Annotated in this window: 21 protein-coding genes; 6 read left to right on the top strand and 15 right to left on the bottom strand. The window is 70.5% G+C overall.

The annotated features are described in order from the left end of the window. The first annotated feature begins 111 nt into the window (after positions 1-111). Positions 112-873 carry a peptidase gene (locus WD341_RS06345; protein WP_368424594.1) on the top strand — a complete coding sequence of 254 codons (762 nt, stop codon included), beginning with the start codon at positions 112-114 and terminating at the stop codon, positions 871-873. A 44-nt stretch (positions 874-917) separates the two neighbouring features. Here the strand turns inward: WD341_RS06345 and WD341_RS06350 are convergent, their stop codons facing one another. Then, a complete protein-coding gene (locus WD341_RS06350) occupies positions 918-1,676 on the bottom strand; it encodes a hypothetical protein (protein ID WP_368424595.1) in 759 nt (252 codons plus the stop codon). Positions 1,677-1,840: 164 nt separating this feature from the next. Between WD341_RS06350 and WD341_RS06355 the strand changes: the two genes are divergently transcribed. Then, positions 1,841-3,148 carry a serine hydrolase gene (locus WD341_RS06355; RefSeq protein ID WP_368424596.1) on the top strand — a complete coding sequence of 436 codons (1,308 nt, stop codon included), beginning with the start codon at positions 1,841-1,843 and terminating at the stop codon, positions 3,146-3,148. A 92-nt stretch (positions 3,149-3,240) separates the two neighbouring features. On the opposite strand, the gene WD341_RS06360 is transcribed toward WD341_RS06355, so the two are convergent. The 13 genes from WD341_RS06360 to WD341_RS06420 form a co-directional block, all read right to left on the bottom strand. Beyond that, a complete protein-coding gene (locus WD341_RS06360; protein WP_368424597.1) occupies positions 3,241-4,635 on the bottom strand; it encodes a methyl-accepting chemotaxis protein in 1,395 nt (464 codons plus the stop codon). Positions 4,636-4,713: 78 nt separating this feature from the next. Then, the gene (locus tag WD341_RS06365) at positions 4,714-5,235 is read right to left on the bottom strand and encodes a gamma-glutamylcyclotransferase family protein (RefSeq protein ID WP_368424598.1); all 522 of its coding nucleotides are present in this window, start codon (positions 5,233-5,235) and stop codon (positions 4,714-4,716) included. A gap of 78 nt (positions 5,236-5,313) precedes the next feature. Beyond that, complete coding sequence (pgmG, locus tag WD341_RS06370) at positions 5,314-6,702, bottom strand: phosphoglucomutase/phosphomannomutase PgmG (RefSeq protein WP_368424599.1); 1,389 nt, start codon at positions 6,700-6,702, stop codon at positions 5,314-5,316. A 3-nt stretch (positions 6,703-6,705) separates the two neighbouring features. After that, the gene (locus tag WD341_RS06375; RefSeq protein WP_368424600.1) at positions 6,706-8,031 is read right to left on the bottom strand and encodes a UDP-glucose/GDP-mannose dehydrogenase family protein; all 1,326 of its coding nucleotides are present in this window, start codon (positions 8,029-8,031) and stop codon (positions 6,706-6,708) included. Between the two features lie 45 nt (positions 8,032-8,076). After that, entirely contained in the window at positions 8,077-8,970 is an 894-nt protein-coding gene (gene galU, locus WD341_RS06380; protein WP_368424601.1) for a UTP--glucose-1-phosphate uridylyltransferase GalU, read from the bottom strand. Between the two features lie 364 nt (positions 8,971-9,334). Beyond that, positions 9,335-10,090 carry a DnaJ domain-containing protein gene (locus tag WD341_RS06385; RefSeq protein WP_368424602.1) on the bottom strand — a complete coding sequence of 252 codons (756 nt, stop codon included), beginning with the start codon at positions 10,088-10,090 and terminating at the stop codon, positions 9,335-9,337. Positions 10,091-10,110: 20 nt separating this feature from the next. After that, on the bottom strand, positions 10,111-10,872 hold the full coding sequence (locus tag WD341_RS06390) for a VWA domain-containing protein (protein WP_368424603.1): 762 nt from the start codon (positions 10,870-10,872) through the stop codon (positions 10,111-10,113). A gap of 340 nt (positions 10,873-11,212) precedes the next feature. After that, entirely contained in the window at positions 11,213-11,467 is a 255-nt protein-coding gene (locus WD341_RS06395) for a hypothetical protein (RefSeq protein ID WP_368424604.1), read from the bottom strand. A 70-nt stretch (positions 11,468-11,537) separates the two neighbouring features. Continuing rightward, the gene (locus WD341_RS06400) at positions 11,538-12,431 is read right to left on the bottom strand and encodes a division plane positioning ATPase MipZ (RefSeq protein WP_368424605.1); all 894 of its coding nucleotides are present in this window, start codon (positions 12,429-12,431) and stop codon (positions 11,538-11,540) included. A gap of 319 nt (positions 12,432-12,750) precedes the next feature. Beyond that, positions 12,751-14,148 (bottom strand): TRAP transporter large permease, encoded by a 1,398-nt coding sequence (locus WD341_RS06405; protein WP_368424606.1) that lies wholly within the window; start codon positions 14,146-14,148, stop codon positions 12,751-12,753. A 10-nt stretch (positions 14,149-14,158) separates the two neighbouring features. Then, complete coding sequence (locus WD341_RS06410) at positions 14,159-14,782, bottom strand: TRAP transporter small permease (protein ID WP_368424607.1); 624 nt, start codon at positions 14,780-14,782, stop codon at positions 14,159-14,161. A 107-nt stretch (positions 14,783-14,889) separates the two neighbouring features. After that, the gene (locus tag WD341_RS06415; RefSeq protein ID WP_368424608.1) at positions 14,890-15,903 is read right to left on the bottom strand and encodes a TRAP transporter substrate-binding protein; all 1,014 of its coding nucleotides are present in this window, start codon (positions 15,901-15,903) and stop codon (positions 14,890-14,892) included. Between the two features lie 121 nt (positions 15,904-16,024). Beyond that, on the bottom strand, positions 16,025-16,348 hold the full coding sequence (locus WD341_RS06420; protein WP_368424609.1) for a c-type cytochrome: 324 nt from the start codon (positions 16,346-16,348) through the stop codon (positions 16,025-16,027). Between the two features lie 75 nt (positions 16,349-16,423). Between WD341_RS06420 and WD341_RS06425 the strand changes: the two genes are divergently transcribed. From WD341_RS06425 to WD341_RS06435, 3 genes are all read left to right on the top strand, one after another. Next, a complete protein-coding gene (locus WD341_RS06425; protein WP_368424610.1) occupies positions 16,424-18,562 on the top strand; it encodes a molybdopterin oxidoreductase family protein in 2,139 nt (712 codons plus the stop codon). A 5-nt stretch (positions 18,563-18,567) separates the two neighbouring features. Next, the gene (locus WD341_RS06430; RefSeq protein ID WP_368424611.1) at positions 18,568-20,196 is read left to right on the top strand and encodes an acyl-CoA synthetase; all 1,629 of its coding nucleotides are present in this window, start codon (positions 18,568-18,570) and stop codon (positions 20,194-20,196) included. Between the two features lie 103 nt (positions 20,197-20,299). Continuing rightward, positions 20,300-22,018 (top strand): class I adenylate-forming enzyme family protein, encoded by a 1,719-nt coding sequence (locus WD341_RS06435; RefSeq protein ID WP_368424612.1) that lies wholly within the window; start codon positions 20,300-20,302, stop codon positions 22,016-22,018. A 30-nt stretch (positions 22,019-22,048) separates the two neighbouring features. Here WD341_RS06435 and WD341_RS06440 read toward each other — a convergent pair whose 3' ends face one another. Continuing rightward, positions 22,049-22,981, bottom strand: a complete 933-nt coding sequence (locus WD341_RS06440) for a LysR substrate-binding domain-containing protein (protein WP_368424613.1) — start codon at positions 22,979-22,981, stop codon at positions 22,049-22,051. 199 nt (positions 22,982-23,180) lie between these two features. On the opposite strand from WD341_RS06440, the gene WD341_RS06445 reads away from it, so the two are divergent. Continuing rightward, on the top strand, positions 23,181-24,263 hold the full coding sequence (locus WD341_RS06445; protein WP_368424614.1) for an ABC transporter substrate-binding protein: 1,083 nt from the start codon (positions 23,181-23,183) through the stop codon (positions 24,261-24,263). The last annotated feature ends 29 nt before the right edge of the window (positions 24,264-24,292 follow it).

Raw genomic sequence — 24,292 nt, forward strand, 5'->3', positions numbered from 1 at the left:
CTTGCCGCGGCCAGGCGAACCTGTCAGGCTGTCGCGCTTCCGAGGCCGCCGGTCCGCGGTCGGGGCGATGTCGTGCCGAGGACCTGCCGATGACCTGCCGATGACCTGCCGATGACCTATTGCCTGGGATTGCTGGTGACCGAGGGGCTGGTTCTGCTGGCCGACGGCCGGATTACCGCCGGCAGCCAGGTCAGCAACGCGCGCAAGGCGACGCGCCACGGCCCAGAGGGCGCCCAGATCGCGATCATGACCTCGGGCCTGCGCTCGCTGCGCGACAAGACGCTGGCCTTCTTCGACCGCACCCAGCGCAAGCGCTTCCCGAACGGCCACGGCTCGATGCTCGAGGCGATCGACAGCTACTGCCAGAGCCTGCGCGAGGTCGAGGAGCAGGATCGCGGGGCGCTCGAAAAGTCCGACCTTCATTTCAACCTGCACGCCATCGTCGCCGGACAGCTCGAGGACGATCCCGAGCCCGCCTTGTTCCTGATCTACCCGGAGGCCAACTGGATCGCCGTCGACCGCCGCACGCCCTACCTCTCGATCGGCTCCGTGGCCTATGGCAAGCCGATTCTGGACCGGGCGCTGCGCTACGAGACCCCGATGGAGAACGCGCTCAAGCTCGCCTACCTGTCCTTCGATTCCACCCGCTTCTCCTCTGCCGACGTCGGCTATCCGGTCGACATGATGACCTTCGCCGCGTCAGACCGGCGCTGGCGCGAGGTCCAGTACGACTACGAGGACCTGGTCGCGCAGCGCACCTGGTGGAACGAGCACATCACCAAGCTGGCCGCCGAGATGCCGGCCGGCCCCTGGATCGAAAGCCTGTTGCCCTCGGCCGACGCCCGGCGCCTGGCCCTCGTCCGCGACGAGTAGCCGCCCCACGATTACGCCCCCGACGACGGCGCAGGGACCACTGCCTAGAGCAAGCCGCCCAGGCCGTTGCGATCGACCCTCATGCTGAAGCCGTAGGTCTCGCGCTCCTTCTCGGGGCCCGGCTCGCGCAGCGCGGTCTCGGCGGCGCTGAGCGGTCGCGGCGCGTTGAAGGGCACGCCGGTGCGGTCGGCGGCGAGCAGCAGCGCGACGAAGGGCAGCCGGGTGACGTCGGTCTCGGGATCCTGCCAGGCCTGGAACCAGACTTCGCCGCCGACGCAGCCGATGGCGATCCAGTAGAAGCGCGTCGAGCGCAGCTCCGTGCCGACCGGCGTGGGCCCGCCCAGTCCGGCCTGCTCGAGCGCCCTCTGCAGGCGCTGGTAGTCCTCGCGGCCGAGCGAGGCCGAGGCTTCCTGCCACTGCCAGGCCGACAACGGGCTCCTCAGGTCGATCGAGCCGAGCTTGTTGTAGCTGGCGGCGTCCTGGACCCGCGCGGTCAGCTCGGCGCCGCCGGCGTTCGGGCCGGCCGGGTCGCTGGCGACGAGGTCGTAGATCCGCAGCTGCTCGTGGTAGCGCCCATTGTAGACCAGGCGGAGACGCTCGGGTGCCCCCGGCGCGCAGGCGGCGCGGATGTCGTCGCCGTTGAGCAGGCTGAACCAGGTCAGCTTCTGCGAGAAGGGCGCGTTCAGGCCACCGCCCTGGTAGCCGCAGGCCGCGAGCAGCAGGAGGCCCGCCAGCGACAGCGCCGCCGGCCGGCGGAGTCTCTTGGTAGGAAATACTTTACCAATCGCGGTCATCCTGGCCATGCTCAGAGTCGCTGTCCGGGATCCGGGGGCCGGCGCTGCGCATCGGGCGCGAGCGCGCTGGACAGCAACAAGCCTTTTCGCGTAAAAGAGAGCGTGATTCACGAGGCTTACGGACGATTCTTCGGAGGTGACCTGTGCTTCGTCGGGCAATTTTCAGACACTCCTTGCGTTTAACGGCTCTCGCCCTGGCCTCGCTCGCCGTGGCGCTGCTCGTTGCGCCGACTCCCGGCGCGGCGAAGTACGCCTCGATCGTGATCGACTACGAGACCGGGACGGTGCTCCACGCCGCCAATGCCGACGACCGGAAGTATCCGGCCTCGCTCACCAAGATGATGACGCTCTACATGCTTTTCGAGGCGCTGGATCGTGGCTCCCTGTCGCTCGACGACAAGCTACGGGTTTCCAAGCGCGCCGAGGGCATGCCGGCCTCCAAGCTGTGGCTCAAGGCGGGCAGCACGATCCGCGTCGAGGACGCGATACTGTCGCTGACCACGAAGTCGGCCAATGACGTCGCGGTGGTGATCGCCGAGGCGCTCGGCGGCACGGAGATCGAGTTCGCCCGCATGATGACCGAGAAGGCTCGTGCCCTGGGCATGACCAAGACGACCTTCCGCAACGCCTCGGGCCTGCCCAACGACGGCCAGAAGTCGACGGCTCGCGACATGGCGACGCTCTCGATCGCCCTGCTGCGCAACTACCCGCACTACTATGGGGTCTTCTCGACCAAGGCCTTCCGCTATCGGGGCAACACCTACAAGAGCCACAACCACCTGCTGGCCAATTACGAAGGCACCGACGGGATCAAGACCGGCTACATCCGCGCCTCGGGCTTCAACCTGGCGGCCTCGGTGGTGCGCAACGGACGCCGCCTGATCGCCGTGGTCTTCGGCGGTAAGACCTCGCGGTCGCGCGACGCCCACATGAGGGAGCTGCTCGACCGCAGTTTCGTGCGCGTGGCCTCGCTGCCGCGCTTCACGCCCGACCCCTCGCCGCCGAAGCCGACGACCCTGCTGGCCTCGGCCTCCGGCGCCCCGGCACCGGCCGCTCAGCCCGCTGCCGAGGCGCTCCCCGGCCAGATCGCCGCAGCCAGCTCCATGGCAGAGGCCGGAGCGGTCGAGGGCGGCAGCCTGGACTCCGACCCGAGGGACCTGACGGCTCGGAAGACCGCCAGCTCGGTGCTCGACGGCCTGATTCGTCCGGCACAGGCGGCCACCGTGACCGGGCCCTACGGCATCCAGGTCGGCGCCTTCTTCGACTACGACTCGGCCCTGGCCCTGGCCAGGACGGCGAGCGAGCGCATGCCCACCCTGCTGCCGGCCGAGCAGGTCGTGGTGACCGACCTGCCGACCGGCGACAAGACGCTCTACCGCGCGCGTATCCTCGGGCTCGGCAAGGCCGAGGCGCAGCGTGCCTGCCGCGAGCTGCAGCAGCGGGCGGCGATGGACTGCCTGATCATCGCGACCGAGGGCTGATCGGCCGGCACCGACACCGCAAACGGCCGAAGGGCCCGCGCTCAGGCGCGGGCCCTTTTGTCTTGCGCCGGAGACCTTGCCGGGGCCCGGCGTCAGGCCGGCTTGTAGGCCAGCCGCAGGCCGCCCCAATGACGGCCACGCACGGTGATCGGCGCCGAGACGTTCTTCATCAGCACGAACTCGCCGGCGCCCATGTCGCGGCGGTATGCCTGCAGCAGGAAGGGCGCCTCATTGCGTCCGGCGGCGAGGCCGACGCGGTCGTCGAAGAGCCGGCGGTTCCGGCAGTTGGCGTTGTTCCAGACCGGGTCGCGCCCCTGTGGCTGCGAGAACTTGCGATTGTGGGTCGGCAGGTAGCCGCCCCGGTCGACGGCCGCGCAGAAGACGATGCGGGGATCGCTTTCCAGCACCGGCTCCTGGATCTCCGGCAGCACCCGGTCGGCGAACTCCGTGACCCCCGCGAGGAACTGCTGCGGGTCGCTGCCGGGGATCGCCTGGTAGTCGCTGTCGAACAGGGCGGCCTCCGTGATCGCGCCCTCGGCGAGGCCGCGCTCGAAAGCCGCCTCGACCTGGCAGGCCGCCGCCTGGACGCGGAGCACGAAGGGGTGATCGAGCCCATTGTCCTCGCTGCCCGCCATCATGCCGACCAGGCGCTCGCCGACCTGGACCAGGCGCCCGATGCGGTCCCGGGTCTCGCCGAGGGTCTCGGACGAATGGCCGAGATCCTCGGAGGCCGCTTCCAGGGTGCCCAGGAAGCTGTCCGACTGCTCCTCGATCTCCTCCGTCGAGCGGGCGATGCCCGAGGCCTGCTCCTCGACCTGGCGCATCGCGCCCTCGAGGGCGGCGATCGCCTCGCCGATCGCGGTCGTGCCGCTGCGCACGGACTGGGCGCGCCCGGTGCTCTCGCTGCCGCGGGCGATCAGCGCCTCGGCCTGCTCAGTGAGGCCGCCGAGGGTATGCTCGATCTGTTTCGTCGCCTCGCTGGTCTGGGTCGCCAGGCTCTTGACCTCTCCCGCGACCACGGCGAAGCCCCTGCCCGCCTCGCCGGCGCGCGCCGCCTCGATCGTCGCGTTCAGCGCCAGCAGGTTGGTCTGGCGCGCGATCGCGTCGATGTCGGAGGAGACCTTGGCGACCTCGGCGAGCGCCTGCTGCAGGCCGCCCAGGCGCTCTTCGATGTGGTGAACCGACTCGACCAACTCGTGGATCGCGCCGAGCGACTCGTCGATCGTGCCGCGCGAGCGGGCGATCTCGGCCGCGGCCTGCGTCGCGGCCTGCTGCGACAGCGAGGAGGCGGCGCGCACCGAATGGTTGCTGGTCGCCAGGGCGTTGGCCGTCTCGACGAGATTCGAGAAGGCCTCCGACTGCGTCTCCAGGACCCGGCTCAGCTGCTCGACGTTGCCGGCGACGTCGGCGACCTCGATCGACAGCTCGCCGGCTTCGCGCGCGGTTCGCTCGATCAGGTTGCCCTGCCGGGCCTGTTCGCTGCTCAACGGCTCTCCCCCCAGGCGATTCTGCGGACCAGGGTAGGCGGGACAGGGTTAATCGCCGGTAAAGCCGAAGCGGGTGAGTCAGGCGGCCAGCCGCAGCGCGGCGCGCGCCGACTTCGTCTCGCGGGCGATCGCCGCGAGGCGGCGGCGGGCATGCCAGCTGAGGTCGGCGGACCAGGGGCCGGCGGCGCCGAACTCCCCCATCCAGCGCCGTACCCGCGGCAGGAAGCGGCGCTTGTGGCGGCGCTGCCAGGCCTCGAGCGACCAGCCGGCAGCGAGACAGAGCGCCGGCCGCTCCGGCAGGAAGAGGTGGCTTTCGAACGACCGGTCCCCGGCGGCGACGGCGATCCGGCCCACGGTGTAGCCGTCGCCCTCGAAGTGCGCCATGCGATGCAGCCCGGCGCGGTCGATGCCCTCGACCAGCAGCCCGGCGACCCGCCCGCCCGGCTGGCGGCGGACGACCGGGAAGCAGCCGTGACGCGCCTGCACGCGCCGCCAACCGGTCAGCGCGGCCGGCCGCAGCGCGAGCCGCTCGAAGCAGTGCGGCAGGACGAGCCAGCGCACGTCCGGGTCGAGCAGGGTTCCATAGAAGAAGAAGCGCATCGCAGCGTCCCGGGGCCTCGAGAGGCGCCGGATTAACGGCACTAGCCGCGAGATTCAAGTCCCGGGGCGGGGACGGCGTCAGTCCGACGCGAGCGCCGGTGCCTCCAGCCCACTCTGCTCGAGCTGCTCGGCGAGCGCGTCGTAGAGCCGCTCCAGGCCCGCCCGGTCCTGCGCCTCGCAGCGCGCGACCAGCACGTCCTGGGTGTTCGAGGCGCGCAGCAGCCACCAGCCGTCGGCGGTCTTGACGCGCACGCCGTCGATGTCAATGACCTCGGCGCCGGCCTGCTTGAGGCGTGCGGCGACCTCCTCGACGACCGCGACCTTCCGGCTCTCCTCGCAGGGAAAGCGCAGCTCCGGCGTGTTGACCACCTTGGGCAAGGAATCGCGGAAGGCGGCCAGGCTGTCGCCATACTTGCCGATCGCGTTGAGCAGGCGCACGGCGGCGTAGAGCGCGTCGTCGTGGCCGTAGAAGCGGTCGGCGAAGAACAGGTGCGCGCTCATCTCGCCGGCGAAGGGGGCGCCGGTCTCGATCATCTTGGCCTTGACCAGGGAATGGCCGGTCTGGCCCATGATCGGCTGACCGCCGAGCGCGGCGATGCCGTCGAACAGGACCTGGCTGGCCTTGACGTCCGCGATGATCGGCGCGCCCGGCCGCTCGGCCAGCACCTCGCGCGCCAACAGCAGCATCAGCTGGTCGCCCCACAGCACCCGGCCCTGGCCGTCGAGGGCGCCGATGCGGTCGCCGTCGCCATCGAAGGCGATGCCCAGGTCGCAGCCCTGCTCCAGCACCGTGCGGCGCAGCTCGGTCAGGTTCTCCGGCACCGTCGGGTCGGGATGGTGGTTGGGAAAGCGGCCATCGACGTCCTGGTAGAGCAGGATGTGCTCGCCGGGCAGCTGGGCGGTCAGGCGCACCATGGCCGGACCCGCCGAGCCGTTGCCGGCGTCCCAGGCGATCTTCAGGTCGCGCGGGCCGTCGAAGTCGCGCAGCAGGCGCTCGACGTAGCGCTCCATGAGGTCGAAGCGCTCGTCCTCGCCGGAGCCGGTTTCCCAGTCGCCGGCCTCGGCCATGCGGCCGAGCGCGGTGATCCCCTCGCCGTACAGCGACTTCTTGCCGAGCATCAGCTTGAAGCCGTTGTAGTCGGGCGGGTTGTGGGAGCCGGTGATCATGATGCCGCCGCCCGCCGAGAGCTCATGCACCGCGTAGTAGAGCATCGGCGTCGGCCCCAGGCCGATGCGCAGCGCCTTGACCCCGGCGGCCCGCAGGCCTCGGACCACGGCCTCCTCCATGTCCGGCGAGGACAGGCGCCCGTCGTAGCCGACCGCGACGCTGTCGCCGCCCTCGCGGCGCACCAGGGTCGCGACGCTGCGTCCCAGCGCCTCGGCATCGGCGGCGTGCAGGGTCTTGCCGACGATGCCGCGCACGTCGTAGGCGCGCAGGATGGTCGGATCGAAGGTGTGGCGTTCCATGGCTCAGGCTCCGGCCGGAGCGGCGGGACGGCCGACCGACAGGTAGTCGATACCCGCCTCGGCCATGTCCTCCGGCTTGTAGATGTTGCGCAGGTCGACCATGCGCGGCTGCGTCATCAGCTGCTTCATGCGGTCCAGGTCGAGGTTGCGGAAGACGTTCCACTCGGTCACCAGGACCAGGCAGTCGGCGCCCTCCAGAGCCTCGTAAGTATCCTCGCACCAGACCACGCCGTCGAGCATGCGGCGCGCCTCCGCCATGCCCTCGGGATCGTAGGCGCGCACCGTCGCCCCGCCGGCCTGCAGCGCCGGCACGATGGCCAGCGAGGGCGAGTCGCGCATGTCGTCGGTGTTCGGCTTGAAGGTCAGGCCCAGCACCGCCACGGTCAAGCCCTCGACCGAGCCGCCGCAGTGGGCGACGACCTTCTCGGCCATGCGCTTCTTGCGCGCCTCGTTGACCTCCACGACGGTTTCGACGATGCGCACTGGCGCCGCCGCCTCCTGGGCGGTGCGCACCAGCGCCAGCGTGTCCTTGGGAAAGCAGGAGCCGCCGTAGCCGGGCCCGGCGTGCAGGAACTTGCTGCCGATGCGCCCGTCGAGGCCGATGCCGCGGGCGACCTGCTGGACATCGGCGCCGACCTTCTCGCAGAGGTCGGCGATCTCGTTGATGAAGGTGATCTTGACGGCCAGGAAGGCGTTGGCGGCGTACTTGATCAGCTCCGCCGTCTCCAGCTGGGTGAAGAGGATCGGCGTCTCGTTGAGGAACAGCGGCCGGTAGAGCGCGCGCAGCGTCTCGCGCGCCGTGCCGCCGTCGTCGATCCCGATGACCACGCGGTCGGGCCGCATGAAGTCCTCGATCGCCGAGCCCTCGCGCAGGAACTCCGGGTTGGAGGCGACCTCGATGTCGCCGCCCGGGCGGACCCGGTCGGCGATCTCCTTGACCTTGCGGCCGGTGCCGACCGGCACCGTCGACTTGGTGACCAGGACCGCCGGGTGGTCGAGCCGGCTCGCGACCTCTTCGGCCGCCGCGAAGACGTAGGACAGGTCGGCGTGGCCGTCGCCGCGCCGCGAGGGCGTGCCGACCGCGATGAAGACGGCGTCGCAGCCCTCGAGCGCCTCGCCCAGGTCGGTCGTGAAGGACAGCCGGCCCGCCTCGACGTTCTTGGCGACCAGCTGCTCGAGGCCGGGCTCGAAGATCGGCATCTCGCCGCGCTTCAGGCGGGCGATCTTGTCGGCGTCCTTGTCGACGCAGACGACCTGGGTGCCGAACTCGGAGAAGCAGGCTCCCGACACCAGTCCGACGTAGCCAGTACCGATCATGGCGATGCGCATCGCAGAGCCTCCTGACGTATTATGGAAAAAATGAAGCTGCGGCGGTCAGGATGCCGCGACGCGCGCATCGACGCAGTAGCGGGACAGGATCTCCGCCATCGCCCCGCCCAGGTCCTCGCGCTGCAGCGCGAAGGCGATCTGGGCCTCGAGGAAGCCCTCCTTGCTGCCGCAGTCGAAGCGGGTTCCGGCAAAGCGTAGGCCGTGGAAGGGCACCCTGTCGATGGTCCGCGCCATGGCGTCGGTGAGCTGAATCTCGCCGCCGGCGCCGGTCTGCTGGCGACCCAGCTCCTGCATCACCTCGGGCTGCAGGATGTAGCGCCCGATGATCGAGAGCGTCGAGGGCGCCTCGTCCGGCTTCGGCTTCTCGACCAGGCCGCGGGCCTTGGCCAGGCGGCCCTCCTCCGAGACCACGTCGAGGATGCCGTAGCGGTCGGTCTGGCTGCGCGGCACGTCCATCACGGCGACGATGTTGCCGCCGGTCTCGTTGTAGACCTCGATCATCTGCGACAGGCAGGGTTCGTCGGCCATCACCAGGTCGTCGGCGAGCAGCACGGCGAAGGGCTCGTCGCCGGTGATGCGGCGCGCGCACCAGACCGCGTGGCCGAGCCCGAGCGGATCCTGCTGGCGGGTGTAGGCGACCTGCCCGGGGCGCAGCAGCGAGGCGCGCGAGGCCTCCAGCTCTTCGGTCTTGCCCTTCTTGGCGAGCGCCGTCTCGAGCTCCCAGGAGTGGTCGAAGTGGTCCTCGATCGCCGACTTGCCGCGGCCGGTGACGAAGATGAACTCCTCGATGCCCGCCGCCTTGGCCTCCTCGACCGCGTACTCGATCAGCGGCTTGTCGACGACCGGCAGCATCTCCTTGGGCATGGCCTTGGTCGCCGGCAGGAAGCGGGTCCCGAGGCCGCCGACGGGGAAGACTGCCTTGCGAATGGTCTTCTTCATGGATCTCACGCCGATCTGTGGTGGCTCAGGGGATGCATGCGGCTTCGCGCGGCCAGTCTTGCCACAGGCGAGGAGGACCGACAACAACGGTGGGTGGCTGCGCCGCGCCTCCGGCGGCGCGTCGGCAAACTCTCGGTGCCGGAGGGCGGATCACGCGAACATGCCTCTTCTACCTCGTGACTGACGATGCGCCTGCACCGGCTACGCGGGACCGAGGCGTGCGGATGCACGCCGGGCAAGGCGATGGTTCCTGGCGGCGACAGACGCATCAGCCGCCCGGTTCGCGCGAACCGGCCGTGGCGGAAATGCGCGCCCCCCCACATGGGTTCCCGCGGCCGAAGATTCGCTCCGGCGGACGGCTGGCTTAGCGCCCGAGCAGGACTTCCTTGGCCGCGTTGATCTTGGCCGCAAGGTAGTTGGAGCCGCCGCTGTCCGGGTGGTACTGGCGCATCAGCCGGCGGTGTGCGGCACGGATCTCCGACTCGCCGGCTCCCGCCTCCAGCCCGAGGATCTGCAGCGCCTCCTCGCGGGTCATCGGGCCCGAGGCGGCGCGCGCGCCGGCCCGGCGGTCCTCTCCCCGCCCGGCCCCCGAGTTGGGACCAGCGTCTTCCTCCGCGTCCAGGCCCGCGGCCTCCCGCCAGTCGAGGCCGTGAACGCGGTCGAGGTAGGCTTCCAGGACCGCCGCCGACTGCTCGTCCTCGGCGCGGCACTCGCGCCACAGCTCCAGCAGCTCGGCCTCGGACAGCTCGTCTAGGCGCCGGCCGCGCCAGGGGCCCTCGCGCACGGTCCCGCTCATGCCGCCGGTATCGTGGTCGAGCACCATGCGCAGGAAGCGCGTCTCGACGGTGGAGGTCTGGCCCGGCTGGGGCCCGAGGGAGGAGCCCAGGCGACGCAGCAGGCTGGGTAGGCGGAACAGCATCGGCAGCAGGAAGGCGAGGGCGAAGGGCGCCAGGGCCCGCGCGCCGCCCCACAGCAGGAACAGCAGGAGCACCACGCCGATGACGCCGGCGACCCAGGTCAGGGCGCTCTTGACCTGCCGGGGCTCGACGCTGGTGAACCACTTGAGCAGCAGGACAATCGCACCGAGCAGAATCAGCCCGAACAGGAGATAGGCGATCATCGGCGCCCGCCCCCGCCCATCTAGCGGACCTGGTGGGTGAGTTGGGGAACCACCCCGCCGCGCCGCTCGGAGAAGTCGGCCAGCGCCTTGCGCCCGCCGGCGGCGTAGACGGCGACGGCGGCCAGGAGGTCTCGCAGCTGCTGCGGCGACGAGGGATCGAAGCTGCAGCAGGCGCCCCCGGAGAGCCGCGCGATCTGCTCGAAGGCCTGGCGCGCGAGCGCGTCGCGGCCCTCGTGGAACAGGAAGCAGGGCAGGCCGTGCAGGCCGAGCTCGCCGGCCTGGTGGCCGAGCTCGTCGAGCGGCTCCTCGACGGCGTCGCCGACGAAGATCAGGGCGTTGACCTTCTTCTTCCGGGTCTCGCCGAGCGCGTGCTTCAGGACCCGGCCGATCTGCGTCCGGCCGGCCAGGCAGGTCACGGCGGTCATGGCGCGCAACAAGCCTTTGGCCTCGCTCTGCCACTTGCTGGCCTTGCACTCGCCGAAGCCGCGATAGAAGACCAGCTGGACGTCGAGGCCGCCGAGCGAGCCCGCCTGCTCGAACATCTCGGCCTGGATCTGCATCGCCTGGTCCCAGGTCGGCTGGCGGCTGGCGGTGGCGTCGAGCGCGAAGATCAGCCGCCCACGCCCCTCGCCGGCCGCGCTCGGGCGGATCGCCGCGACCTTGCTGAGGAAGGCGTCGACCTCGCCGCGCCCCGACTTCTGGCGCACGCTCGGCGCGGGCTCGTCCTGGCGCCGCTCGAGGGGCCCCTTGCGGGTGCCCTGGCGCTTGTCGTCGTCGCTCATCGGCGATGGCTCTCCATCGCCTAGAGATAGGATACGAAAGCTGCCTGCGCCAGCCGCGGAAGGTCGCAGAAGCGAATCCCACGGCGGCGGAACCGCGGGAGGTTTCTGGTGCTCGCCCCGGCAAGGGGGACTGAGGATGGCCGCGAGCATCTCGCGGCCCTTTTGCTCGTCACCTGACCGGGAAAGTGATCCCGAAGTCGCCGCCTCGGCGGTCGCGCCGGCGGCTCGTCCGCCCGCAGCTCCGCTATAGGCCGCGCCCCGTGCCTAGCACGCCACTCGGAGCATTGTTTCGGGGAGGCAGGGCCGGGTCCGCTCGTTCGATAGCCGAACCCAACTACCTTCACCTAGTGCCCCTATCTCCCAACTCACTCGGAAACGCGCCCTTCTCAACAAAATCCTCGTGGATTTCGACAATGCACCCGTCCTCGAATTCGATCGAATAAACCACGCCATGCGGAAACTCCTTCAAGAACTCCCCGCCTCGCTCCGTGGCTAGGCTAATGCTGACCACCGATGCGAGTTCGCCGGGGCGGCACTGTTCAGGCGCGTCTTTTGTGACCTTGACCGTGTCGTTGTAGGTGAAGAGTGCCGTCATAATCTTCAGACTCTCACGAATAGTCATGACATTACCGCGCATCAGCCGCGACAGGCTGTTTCGCCACCGCTCAGCCGGTCGCCGCCGCCTCGGCCTTCGCGCCGTCGGCGTTGCCGCTTGCCGGCTCCGCCTCCAGCCCGAGGGCCGCGAGCAGCGAGAAGACCTCCTGGCGCGCCGCGAGGTGCGACAGGGTGAGGTCGGTGCCGGCCTCGCGCAGGTCGAGCAGGGTCAGGCCCTTGGGAAAGAGCTCGCGGAAGATCACGCGCTCGCCGAAGCCCGGCGCCAGGCGGAAGCCGATCCGCTTGGCCAGCTGGTCGAGCAGGCCGCCGACCTTCTGCTTGTTGCGCGCGTCGAGGTGCGACAGGCGGTTGCGCATGACGATCCAGTCGACCGGGCGGCGGCCGGCGCGGGCGCGCTGCTGGCGCTGCTCCCAGACCATCTGGCTGTAGACGCTGGGGCCGAGGATGCGCCGCCCCTCCGGATCGATGCGCGCGAGCAGGTCGAGGTCGACGAAGGAATCGTTGAGCGGCGTGATCAGCACGTCCGCCGCCTGGTGGCCGAGGCGGGCCAGGTGGGAATCGCTGCCGGGCGTGTCGATGACCAGGAAGTCCCGGTCGGCCAGCTCGGACAGGGCGCCGTCGAGGCGCGCGCGCTCCTCGCTCTCGGCCGCGTCGCGGCTGGCGGCGTCGGAGCGGGCGACCCGGCGCAGCTCGGGCAGCGGCAGCGGCAGGCCGGTCTCCTGCACGAAGGCCGCGCGGTTCTCGACGTAGCGGCTGAGCGTGCCCTGGCGGGCGTCGAGATCGACGACGCCGACCCGGTAGCCGAGGCGCAGCAGGGCGACGACCAGGTGCATGGCGCTGGTCGACTTGCCGCTGCCGCCCTTCTCGTTGCCGAGCACCACGACGCGCGGGCCGCCCGCGGTCGGGGCGAAGGAAACGGACGGGTTGGGCGCGAGCACGCTCACGGGTGGCTGGCCTCCTGACATCGAATTGCCGCCTTCCTGGGTAGCCGAGCGGCCGGATTCGAGGGAAGCCCCCGGTTCGGCGCGCGCCGGAGACGAAGGGCTCGCGTGTGGGTCATGGACGGATCAGCGCAACTCACGCTTGCATGGTTCGACAAGCTCACCATGAAGCGCGACCTGAAGCCGGCAAGAACCTTATCCGCTGCTTCATGATGGCCTCCGACCGGCTCACCACGGAGCGTGACTGAAGCCGGCGAGAACCCCTCCTTCGCTTCATGGTGAGCTTGTCGAACCATGCAAGCGCGGGTGAGCACCGGCGCCCCTACCGCACGATCTCCGGCCCCATCAGGGTGTTCGGCAGGTAGGTCGAGACCCAGGGCACGTAGGTCACGATGATCAGGAAGACGAACAGGATGCCGAGCCAGGGCAGAGCCGCCCGCACGACCTGGAGCACCGACATGCCGGTGATGCCCGAGGTCACGAAGAGGTTGAGCCCGACCGGCGGCGTGATCATGCCGATCTCCATGTTGACGACCATGATGATGCCGAGGTGGATCGGGTCGATGCCGAGCTGGATGGCGATCGGGAAGACCACCGGTGCCACGATCAGCAGCAGGCCCGAGGGCTCCATGAACTGGCCGCCGAGCAGCAGCAGCAGGTTGACCACGACCAGGAACATCCAGGGCTCCAGGCCGGCCTGGATGAAGGTCTCGGTGATCACCTGCGGGATGCGCTCGCTGGTCAGCACGTGGGCGAAGAGCAGCGCGTTGGCGATGATGAACATCAGCATCAGCGTGACGCGCGCCGCCTCGACCAGGACCTTGCGGGTGTCGGCGTGGACGCAGCCTGGGAAGAAGCCCTTGGCGATCGCCAAGGTGTTGCGGAGGGCCGCACCGCCGGCGCCCTCGCCCTCGGCCCGCCAGGGCACCCCCTTGAGCGGCCCGAGGTCGCGGTAAATGAAGACCGCGATCAGGAAGGCGTAGACCGCGGCGACCGCCGCCGCCTCGGTCGGCGTGAAGATGCCGCCGTAGATGCCGCCCAGGATGATGACGATCAGGAACAGGCCCCAGCCGGCGTCGAGCGCCGAGGCGAAGATCTCGCGAAAGCCCTGCCAGGGCTGCGCCGGCAGCCCGCGGCGCACGGCCGCCACGTAGATGCCGATCATCAGCATGACGCCGGCGAGCGCGCCTGGGATGACCCCGGCCAGGAACATGCGGCCGACCGACACGTCGGTCGCGGCGGCGTAGACGACCATGACGATCGAGGGCGGGATCAGGATGCCGAGCGTGCCGGCGTTGCAGATCACGCCGGCGGCGAAGTCGCGGCTGTAGCCGACCTGGCGCATGCCGGCGATGACGATCGAGCCGATCGCGACGACGGTTGCCGGCGAGGAACCGCAGAGCGCGGCGAACATCATGCAGGCGAAGACGCCGGCCATGGCGAGGCCGCCGCGGAAGGAGCCGACGCAGGCGATCGAGAAGCGGATGATGCGCTGCGCCACGCCGCCGGTCGACAGAAAGGTCGAGGACAGGATGAAGAAGGGGATGGCGAGGAGCGTGTAGTGCTCCATCGCCTCGAACAGCTTGAGCGCGATCGAGGCCAGGGAGTCGTTGCTGAAGGCCAGGATGATGGTCAGGCTGGACAGGCCGAGGGCGACCGCGATCGGGACCCCGAGCACGAGCAGCAGCAGGACCACGACGAACAGCAGGATCGATTCCATCGCCGGTCCCCTACCGCAGGTCGCCGGGTCGCGGCTCGTCCGGGACGAGGCGGTGCTGCGCCTCCTCGGCCAGCTCCTCGACCTCGTGGCCGGCGATCAGCGTCTTGCGCTCGCCCGTATAGATCAGCCAGAAGGCCTGGCAGAAGCGGAACAGCAGCAGCGCCAGGCCGATCGGCAGCGCGGCGTAGGGGATCCAGCGCGGGATCGGCACCGGGCGATCGGGCTCGCCGCCGGCGAACAGCTCGACGACGACGCGCGGCACGTAGAGGTCCTCGGTCGGAATCCCGATCCGGTAGATCTTGGAGATGTATTCCCAGGCGCCGGCCAGCAGGATGCCGGCATAGGCGATGCAGCACAGGCAGCCGAACAGCACGAGCGCCCGCTGGGCCTTGCCGGGGAACAGCCGGACGAAGGCGTCGACCCCGAGGTGCGTGTTGATCTTGACGCCCCAGGAGATGCCGATCAGCACCATCCAGGCGAAACAGTAGGTGGTCAGCTCGAGCGCCCAGACGAAGCCCGTGTTGAAGACGTAGCGCAGCACCACCTGGACGAAGGTGGTCAGCACCATGACCGCGAAGAAGAAGGAGATCGCCCCCTCCTCGATGCGATTGACGACCTCGCCGGCACGCTGCACGGCCGCCCCCTATCCCCTGGGTGTGAGTCCGGCGCCGGCCGGACCGCCGAAAGGGCGGACGGCGGCGGCGCTCTCGGCGCCGCCGCCTGCCCGATCGGTGCCGCCGATCAGCTGCCCTGGTTGGCGGACTGCGCCGCCGAGATCAGGTCGGCGCCGATGTCGCCCTGGAACTCCTCCCAGACCGGCTCCATCGCCTCGACCCACTTGGCGCGCTGCTCCGGGCTCAGCTGGCGGATCTCGCCGCCGGCGTCGAGGATCATCTGGCGGTTCTTCTCGTTGATCTCGGTGGACAGGGCGTTCCGCTCGGCGGTCACCTCGGCCAGGATGTTGCCCAGCTGGTTGCGGACCTCCTCGTCGAGGCCGTCCCACCACTCGGCCGAGACGACCACCAGGTAGTCGATGACGCCGTGGTCGGTCTCGGTGATGCCGTCCTGCACCTCGAAGAACTTCTTGGTGTAGATGTTCGACCAGGTGTTCTCCTGGCCGTCGACGACGCCGGTCTGCAGCGCGCCGTAGACCTCCGAGAAGGCCATCTTCTGCGGGTTGGCGTCGAGCGCCTTGAACTGCGCCTCCAGCACGTCGGAGGTCTGGATGCGGAACTTCAGGCCGGCCGCGTCCTCGGGCTCGAGCAGCGGCTTGTTGGCCGACAGCTGCTTCATGCCGTTGTGCCAGTAGGCCAGGCCGAGCAGGCCGCGGTCCTTCATGCTGGCGAGCAGCTCCTTGCCCTTGTCGCTGCCCTGGAAGCGGTCGACCGCGTCGATGTCTTCGAACAGGAAGGGCAGGTCGAAGACACGGAACTTCATCGTGTACTTCTCGAACTTCGACAGCGACGGCGCGGCGAAGTGGACGTCGCCGAGCTGCATCGCCTCCAGCACTTTGTCGTCGTTGTAGAGCTGGGAGTTCGGGAAGACCTCCATGCAGGCGACGCCGTTCATCTCGTCGTTGACGCGCTGCGCGAAGAGGTCGGCCGCCTCGCCCTTCGGATGGCCCTGGGCGGCCGTCACGTGGCTGAACTTGATGACCATCTCGCCGCCGTCGCACTGCGCCTGGGCGGGCGCCGCCGCCGTCGCGAGCCCGATCAGCGCCGCGCTGGCCAGCAGGCCTGTAAGGGTACGTGTCATGCCGATGTTCCTCCCTGGGGACTATTTATGCGTTTTCGTCGGGTCACCCCTGCGGCCGATAAAATACCAGAGCGACCCGCACAATCCACCGTCGAATTTCCCGGCCCGGCCCGGGCCGCCGCTACTCGAGCGTGCCGAGGTAGGCGATCAGGTCCTCGATGTGCTCCCGCGAGAGGTCGAAGGGGGGCATCTCGCCGCGCACGTGCGGGTTTGCCAGGAAGCCGCGCAGGTAGTCCGGCGAGCGTCGCTCGGCGATCCGGGGGAAGCTCGGCCCGACGTCGCTGGCCTGGGGCGCGGCATCGGTCGAATGGCAGTGGGCGCACCAGAGGCGCGCGACCTCCCGCCCCCGCTCGGCCGAGACCGCCTGGGCCGAGGCGGAGGAGGCCGCCAGCGCGGCGCCCAGCGGCAGGCCGCAGGCGAGGATAAGGGCTCGGGTCCGGTCCATCGATAGCTCCCTTCGCGATTCTCGCTCACCCCACCGCCGATTCCAGTGTAGCCGATCTTCGGCTAGAGTGGCGCCATGCCGCTAGACACCGCCGCCCCCCGCCCGCCCGCGCCCCGTCCGGACGCCCCGCGCCCGAACATCTGGGCGCGCTCGACCTGCCCGCACGACTGCCCTTCGACCTGCGCCCTGCAGGTCGAGGTGCTGGAGCCCGGCGAGCCGGGGACGCCCGGCCGGATCGGCAAGGTGCGGGGCCACCCGGAGCACCCCTATACGGCCGGCGTCATCTGCGCCAAGGTCGCCCGCTACGCCGAGCGGCTGCACCACCCGGAGCGCCTGCTGCAGCCGCTCCGGCGGGTCGGCGAGAAGGGCGTTGGGATCGAGGCCTTCCGGCCGATCTCCTGGGACGAGGCCCTGGACGAGGTCGCGCAGCGCCTGCTGGAGGCCGAGCAGCGCTACGGCGCCGAGACGGTCTGGCCCTACTTCTACGCCGGCACCATGGGCCACGTGCAGCGCGACGGCATCGAGCGGCTGCGCCACGCCAAGGGCTACTCGCGCCAGTGGTCGACGATCTGCACGACGCTGGCCGAGTCGGGCTGGCTCGCCGGGGTCGGCGCCAAGGCCGGGGTCGACGCCCGCGAGATCGCCGAGAGCGAGCTGGTCGTGGTCTGGGGCGGCAACCCGGTCTCGACCCAGGTCAACGTCATGACCTGGATCGCCAAGGCCCGCAAGGCGCGCGGCGCCAAGCTGGTGGTCGTCGACCCCTACCGCACCGGCACCGCCGAGCAGGCCGACCTGCACCTCTGCCTGAAGCCCGGCACCGACGGCGCCCTGGCCGCGGCGGTGATCCACGTCCTGCTGCGCGAGGGCCTGGCCGACCGCGACTACCTGGCGCGCCACACCGACTGGGACGCCGCCACCGAGGCCCACTTCCGCGACCGCTCGCCGGAGTGGGCGAGCCCGATAACCGGGCTTCCGGTCGAGACCATCGAAGGCTTCGCCCGGCTCTACGGCTCGACCCGCAAGTCCTTCATCCGCGTCGGCTACGGCTTCTCACGCTCGCGCAACGGCGCCGCCTCGGTGCACGCCGTCTCCGGCCTGCCGGCGGTGACCGGCGCCTGGACCGTCGAGGGCGGCGGCGCGCTCTGGGGCAACGGCGCGATCTACCATCTCGACAAGACCCTGGTCGAAGGCCTCGACGTCCTCGACCGCTCGGTGCGCAAGCTCGACCAGTCGCGCTTCGGGCCGGTCATGACCGGCGACCCCAGGGACATTGGCGACGGCCCGCCGGTGACCGCGCTCTTCGTCCAGAACACCAACCCGGCCAACGTCTGCCCCGAGACCAAGAAGTGCCTGGCGGGCCTCGCCCGCGACGACCTCTTCACCTGCGTCCACGAGCAGTTCCTGACCGAGACCGCGGCCATGGCCGACATCGTGCTGCCGGCGACCATGTTCCTGGAGCACGACGACTTCTACACGGCGAGCGGCCACACCTACCTGCAGGTCGCCTCCAAGGTCGTCGAGGCGCCCGGCGCCTGCCGCTCCAACCACGAGGTGATCTGCGCCCTCGCCCGCCGCCTCGGCGCGCGGCACCCCGGCTTCGAGATGACCGCCCTGGAGCTGGTCGAGGCGACCTTCCAGGCCTCCGGCCACGGCTCGGCGCTGGCCCTGCTCGAGGGCGACGGCTGGCTCGACTGCAGCGAGGACGCGCGGCGCCAGCACTTCGCCGAGGGCTTCCCGCACGCCGACGGCCGCTACCACTTCACCGCCGACTGGTCGAAAGTCGGCCGCGACCACGCCGGCCTGCCGCCGCGCGCAGACTACTGGACCTCGATCGAGTTGCAGGACGCCGAGCACCCCTTCCGCCTGGTCGCGGCGCCGGCGCGCAGCTATCTCAACTCGACCTTCGCCGAGACCCCGGGCTCGCAGAAGCGCGAGCGGCGCCCGACCCTGCTGATCCATCCCGAGGCGCTGGCCCGGCTCGGCGCCGCCGACGGCGAGCTGCTGCGGGTCGGCAACCGGCGCGGCGAGATCCGCCTGCACGCCCGCGCCTTCGACGGGGTCCAGCCCGACGTCGTGGTCATCGAATCGATCTGGCCGAACCGGGCCTTCCTCGACGGCCTGGGCGTCAACACCCTGACCTCGGCCGACGCCGGCGCGCCGAGGGGCGGCGCCGTCTTCCACGACACCGCGGTGTGGATCGGGAAGGGCCTGTAGCGGGCATGCTGCCCCAGGCCGCCACCTACGAGGAGCTCGCCGCCCGCTTCCGCTGGGCGATCCCCGACCGCTACAACATCGGCGTCGACGCCTGCGACAAGTGGGCCGACGGCTCCGGCCGCCTCGCGCTGATCCACCTGGGGGCCGACGGCAGCCGGCGCGACTACAGCTTCGACCAGCTCAAGCGTCTGTCGAACCGCCTGGCCAATGCCCTCGCGGCGCACGGCCTGGCCCGCGGCGAGCGGCTCGCGGTGCTGCTGCCCCAGGCGCCGGAGACGGCGCTGGCCCACCTCGCCGCCTTCAAGCTGGGCGCGATCTCGGTGCCGCTCTTCACGCTGTTCGGCGAGGAGGCGCTGGAGTACCGCCTGGCCGACTGCGGCGCGCGCCTGCTGGTCACCGATCGCGTCGGGCTCGCCAAGGTCGCGGGCCTGCGCGACCGCCTGCCGGCGCTGAGGACGATCTTCTGCATCGAGGGGCCCGAGGAGGGCGCGCGCGGCTTCTGGAGCGAGCTCGATAAGGCGAGCGAGGCCTTCCGGCCGGTCGAGACGGCCGCCGACGACCCGGCCGTGATCATCTATACCTCGGGCACGACCGGGCAGCCCAAGGGCGCGCTGCACGCCCACCGGGTCCTGCTCGGCCATCTGCCCGGCGTCGAACTGCCCCAGGAGCTGTTCCCGCAGCCCGGCGACCGCTTCTGGACGCCAGCCGACTGGGCCTGGATCGGCGGCCTGCTCGACGTGCTGCTGCCGAGCCTGCACCACGGCGTGCCCGTGGTCGCCCACCGCATGGCCAAGTTCGATCCCGAGCGGGCCTTCCGCCTGCTGGCCGACCTCGAGGTGCGCAACGCCTTCATGCCGCCGACCGCGCTCAAGCTGATGCGCGCGGTCGAGAGCCCGCGCGGACGCTTCGACTATCGCCTGCGCTCGATCGGCTCGGGCGGCGAGACCCTGGGCACCGAGCTGCTCGCGTGGGGCCGCGAGACCTTCGGGCTGACCTTCAACGAGTTCTACGGCCAGACCGAGTGCAACCTGGTCGTCTCCAACTGCGCCGGCCTCTTCCCGGTCAGGCCCGGCTCGATGGGCCGCGCGGTGCCGGGCCACCGGGTCGGCGTGCTCGACGAGGCGGGCGAGGAGGTCGCAGACGGCACCGAGGGCACCCTCGCGGTGCGGCGCCCGGACCCGGTGATGTTCCTGCGCTACTGGAACAAGCCCGAGGCGACGGCCGAGAAGTTCGCCGGCGGTCCCGAGGGCGACGACTGGCTGCTGACCGGCGACCGCGGCCTGCGCGACGCCGAGGGCTACTTCCGCTTCGTCGGGCGCGACGACGACGTCATCACCTCGGGCGGCTACCGCATCGGCCCCGGCGAGATCGAGGACTGCCTGCTGCGCCACCCGGCGATCGCCCTGGCCGCCGCGGTCGGCATCCCGGATCCGGTGCGCACCGAGCGGATCAAGGCCTTCGTCGTCCTGGCCGAGGGCTATGCGCCCTCGGAGTCCCTGGCGAAGGAGATCCAGGACTGGGTGCGCACCCGCCTCGCCGCCCACGAATACCCGCGCGAGGTCGCCTTCCTGGACGCCCTGCCGATGACCGCCACCGGCAAGATCATCCGCCGCGAGCTGCGCGCCCGCGGCTGATCGGCCGCCGCGGTGCTCCGGCCAGGCGGCGTGCCGGAGAGGCTTGTTGACCCACCCGCCGAGTCATGATGAAAAGTAATGAACTCTGAAAGGGGAGGCGTCGGTGGGCGAGGGCGGTGTCATGAACTCGACGGGCGGGGCGTCGGTGCTCGAGATCCTCGGCAAGGGGCTGACGGAAGCCGACCTCATCGACGCCCACCTGCGCGACCCCGAGGAGCGCCAGCGCCAGATCGAATCCGAGCCGCTGCCGCCGACGAACTACGACGTCGTCGCGGAGGCCGCCGCCGAGGTGCCGGACCAGCTCGCCTGGAACTTCTTCGAGACCGGCGAGGCCCTGACCTACCGCGAGGTGATCGAGCGGACGAACCGGCTGGCCGACGCCCTGGCCGGGCTCGGCGTCGCCAAGGGCAGCCACGTCGGGGTCATGCTACCGAACCGTCCCGCCTTCCCGCTGACCTGGCTGGCGCTCGGCCGCCTCGGCGCGGTGATGATCCCGATCAACATCGGCTACACGTCGCGCGAGCTCGACTACATCCTCAACGACGGCGACGCCGAGTACTTGGTCGTCGATGCGGCCTGCCTGCCGGCACTGGACGCCATGACCGAGCGCCCGGCCCACCTGACCGAGGACCGGGTCGTCGTCCACGGTGGGCCGGTGGGGGGGCCCGCGGGGGGCGGCCGCCACGATTTCGAAGCCCTGGTCACGGCCGGTGACCCCGGCTTCGTGCCGCGCGAGACGGCCGGCCCGGAGGACCTGCTGAACATCCAGTACACCTCGGGGACGACCGGCTTCCCCAAGGGCTGCATGCTGCGCCACAGCTACTGGATCGGCACCGGCAAGGTGGCGGCCCGGCGGGACGGCATCGTGCTGAAGAACATCTTCGCCAACCAGCCCTTCTACTACATGGACCCGCAGTGGATGACACTGCTGGCGGCCTACCAGCGCGGCACGCTGTTCGCGGTGCTGAAGCCGAGCGGCAGCCGCTTCATGGAGCGGGTCCGGCGCTTCGCCATCCACTTCTGCATCTTCCCGGAGGTCGTCTACAAGCAGCCGCCGCGGCCCGACGACAGCGACAACGCGATCCGGCGCGCCAACATCTACGGCGTGCGGCGCGAGATCCACGCCGACCTCGAGCGCCGCTTCAACCTGGTCGCGCGCGAGGCCTTCGGCATGACCGAGGTCGGCACCACGCTGTTCGTGCCGATCGAGGCGACCGAGATGGTCGGCGAGGGCTCCTGCGGCCGCCCGGCGGCCTTCCGGCGCTGCCGCATCGTCGACGACGAGGGCCGCGACGTGCCGGAGGGCGAGGTCGGCGAGCTGGTCGTCGCCGGCTTCAACATCCTGCTCGGCTACTACAAGAAGCCCGAGGCAACGGCCGAGGCCTTCTTCGGCGAGTGGTTCCGCACCGGCGACCTGTTCCGCCGGGACGCGCGCGGCTACTACTACATCGTCGGCCGCAAGAAGGACATGATCCGGCGCAGCGGCGAGAACATCGCCGCCCGCGAGGTCGAGAGCGTGCTGCTGGAGATGCCGGAGATCCAGGACGCGGCGGTCATCGGCGTCAAGGATCCGGACCGCGGCGAGGAGGTCAAGGCGCTGGTCATCCTGGCGCCCGGCCACGACCGCGACAGCGTCCCGCCGGAGCGGATCCTGGCGCACGCCGCGCGGCGCCTGGCGCGCTTCAAGGTGCCGCGCTACCTGGCCTACCGCGACAGCTTCCCCCGCACGCCCTCGATGAAGATCCGCAAGGGCGAGCTGCGCTCGGAGTCCGACGACCTGCGCGCAGGCGCCTGGGATGCGGTCGAGGGGGTCTGGCGGTAGGGACCCGCCCCCCGGCTTCGCGGCCGGCTCTCAGCGCGCCGGCGGTGCAAAGCGGCGGATCGACAGCTCCTCGATGAGCCGGTCCAGGGAGTCCTCCAGGAAGAGCTCGAAGGCGGCGGCCAGGCGCGAGGGCGCGCGGTGGCGCGGGCGCAGCAGTCGGATCTGGTAGGGCACCGCCGGCGCGAAGGGCCGCAGCACGAGGCTGCCCGTGGCGGCGAAGCTGGCCGCCGTGAAGGGATCGACCAGGGCGACGCCGAGGCCCTCGGCGACGAAGCTGCAGGCGACGTCGGAGATGTAGGCCTCGACGCGCTCGACCCGATCGACGTCGGCGGCCTCGAAGACCTGGTCGATGGCATGGCGCGTGCGGGTGTCGCGGGTGAAGGAGATGAAGCTCTCGCCGGCGAAGTCGGCCGGGACGAGCCGCTCGCGCGACGCCAGCCGGTGGCCCGGCGGCAGCGCCGCCACCGCCTCGACCCGGCAGAGCGTGCGCTTGACCACCGAGGGATGCTCGATGTTGAGCAGCGACAGACCGAGATCGACCTGCTGTCCGGCGACCCACTGGTTGGCGACCTGCGAGCCGTGGGTGTGCAGCGTCACGGCCGCCTCGGGGTGCTCATCGAGGAAGCGCGCGACGATCCGCGGCAGGTGCCGCTGGCCCAGGGCCGGCATCGCGACGAGGTTGAGGCGGCCCGCGCGCGTCGTGCGCAGGCCCTCGGCGACGCGCTGCAGAGCGTCCAGCCCCAGCACCATCTTCTCCGCCTCGAGGTAGAGCAGCTCGCCCTCCGGCGTCGCGACCAGCCGCTTCTTGACGCGGTCGAAGAGGCGCAGGCGCGTCTCGTCCTCCAGGCCGGCGATCAGCTTGCTGACCGCCGGCTGCGAGAGGCCGAGGCTCTCGGCGGCGCCGGTCACGGTGCCGTGCTGCATCACGGCGCGAAAGGCGTCAAGCTGTCGGGTGGTGATCATCCGCCCCTCTCTCTTGCGGTTGCCATATATAACATTAAGGAATGAACTTCCTGCAATTCGCTATTTGATTCCCCCTTCCCCCTGTGGCGCAGTGTTCGAAGGGCCGAGTTCCGGCACCTCGCGCCCAGGTCGGACGACCCACGACGGCGAGAGGTCCGAGCCAAGAAGAGCCGCCATAGGAACAGAGGAAGGATCGAACATGCAGGACAAGAATCGCGCGACGGGTGGCCTGCTCGCCGCCTCGGCGCTGGCCCTGGTGCTGGGCTGGTCCGGCACGGCTGGGGCCGCCGAGAATGCCTGCCCCGGCGACAAGCCCGATTCCATCGTCGTGAACGCCTCGGGCGGCGCCATGGCGACCGCGATGCGCACCGCCTTCTCGAGCGACTTCGAGAAGATCTTCGACATCAAGGTCATCGACACCAGCCCCGCCGACCTCGCCAAGCTGCGGGCCCAGGTCCAGACCGGCAACATCGAGTGGGCGGTCACCGAGATCGGCGGCCAGGACATCCTGGTTGCGGTCAAGGAGGGCCTGCTCGACCCGATCGACCTCGAGATCGTCGACCTCTCCGGCTTCCCCGAGGAGGCGCGGGAGAACACGCACTGGTTCGCCAAGAGCGCCTACGCGACCGTGCTCGGCTATTCGACCAAGGCCTTCCCCGACGACGACCACCCGAAGACCTGGGCGGAGTTCTGGGACGTCGAGGCCTTCCCCGGCCCGCGCTCGCTGCGCGACGACCCGACCGACAACCTCGAGTACGCCCTGCTGGCCGACGGCGTGGCACCCGAGGACCTCTACCCGCTCGACCTCGACCGCGCCTTCGCCAAGATGGACGAGATCGCGCCGCACATCACCGTCTGGTGGTCCTCCGGCCAGCAGCCGGCGCAGCTGCTGCTCGACGGCGAGGTCGTGCTCGCGAGCGGCTGGAACGGCCGCTTCTACGACCTGATCCAGGACGGCGCCCCGATCGACATCGAGTGGAACGAGGGCATGATCAAGCTCTCGGCCTACGGCATTCCCAAGGGCTCGCCGACCGCCTGCTGGGGCCAGCAGTACCTGCAGGTCATGACCGATCCGAAGCGCCAGGCCGTCTACGCCGAGGAGATCGGCTACCCCGGCCTGCATCTCGAGTCGGCCAAGTACGTCGACGAGAAGCTGGCTCCCTACCTGCCGACCGCCCCGGGGATCATCGAGAACCTGGTCTGGACCGACCTCGAGTGGTGGCTCGAGCACGGCGAGGAGGTCAAGGAGCGCTGGAACCTCTGGAAGCTGTCGCACCAGTAACGCCGACAGGTCCGGCGGGGAGGCGGCAG

It is taken from the genome of Tistlia sp. (genome assembly GCF_040905785.1).
GTDB lineage: Bacteria > Pseudomonadota > Alphaproteobacteria > Kiloniellales > DSM-21159 > Tistlia.

What these genes read in the sequence shown, in the direction of transcription:
- WD341_RS06345 (WP_368424594.1), top strand. Translation starts at nt 112, where the DNA reads ATGACCTATTGCCTGGGATTGCTGGTGACCGAGGGGCTGGTTCTGCTG.
- WD341_RS06350 (WP_368424595.1), bottom strand. Translation starts at nt 1,676, where the DNA reads ATGGCCAGGATGACCGCGATTGGTAAAGTATTTCCTACCAAGAGACTC.
- WD341_RS06365 (WP_368424598.1), bottom strand. Translation starts at nt 5,235, where the DNA reads ATGCGCTTCTTCTTCTATGGAACCCTGCTCGACCCGGACGTGCGCTGG.
- pgmG (WP_368424599.1), bottom strand. Translation starts at nt 6,702, where the DNA reads ATGGAACGCCACACCTTCGATCCGACCATCCTGCGCGCCTACGACGTG.
- WD341_RS06375 (WP_368424600.1), bottom strand. Translation starts at nt 8,031, where the DNA reads ATGCGCATCGCCATGATCGGTACTGGCTACGTCGGACTGGTGTCGGGA.
- galU (WP_368424601.1), bottom strand. Translation starts at nt 8,970, where the DNA reads ATGAAGAAGACCATTCGCAAGGCAGTCTTCCCCGTCGGCGGCCTCGGG.
- WD341_RS06385 (WP_368424602.1), bottom strand. Translation starts at nt 10,090, where the DNA reads ATGATCGCCTATCTCCTGTTCGGGCTGATTCTGCTCGGTGCGATTGTC.
- WD341_RS06390 (WP_368424603.1), bottom strand. Translation starts at nt 10,872, where the DNA reads ATGAGCGACGACGACAAGCGCCAGGGCACCCGCAAGGGGCCCCTCGAG.
- WD341_RS06395 (WP_368424604.1), bottom strand. Translation starts at nt 11,467, where the DNA reads ATGACGGCACTCTTCACCTACAACGACACGGTCAAGGTCACAAAAGAC.
- WD341_RS06405 (WP_368424606.1), bottom strand. Translation starts at nt 14,148, where the DNA reads ATGGAATCGATCCTGCTGTTCGTCGTGGTCCTGCTGCTGCTCGTGCTC.
- WD341_RS06415 (WP_368424608.1), bottom strand. Translation starts at nt 15,903, where the DNA reads ATGACACGTACCCTTACAGGCCTGCTGGCCAGCGCGGCGCTGATCGGG.
- WD341_RS06420 (WP_368424609.1), bottom strand. Translation starts at nt 16,348, where the DNA reads ATGGACCGGACCCGAGCCCTTATCCTCGCCTGCGGCCTGCCGCTGGGC.
- WD341_RS06425 (WP_368424610.1), top strand. Translation starts at nt 16,424, where the DNA reads ATGCCGCTAGACACCGCCGCCCCCCGCCCGCCCGCGCCCCGTCCGGAC.
- WD341_RS06430 (WP_368424611.1), top strand. Translation starts at nt 18,568, where the DNA reads ATGCTGCCCCAGGCCGCCACCTACGAGGAGCTCGCCGCCCGCTTCCGC.
- WD341_RS06440 (WP_368424613.1), bottom strand. Translation starts at nt 22,981, where the DNA reads ATGATCACCACCCGACAGCTTGACGCCTTTCGCGCCGTGATGCAGCAC.
- WD341_RS06445 (WP_368424614.1), top strand. Translation starts at nt 23,181, where the DNA reads ATGCAGGACAAGAATCGCGCGACGGGTGGCCTGCTCGCCGCCTCGGCG.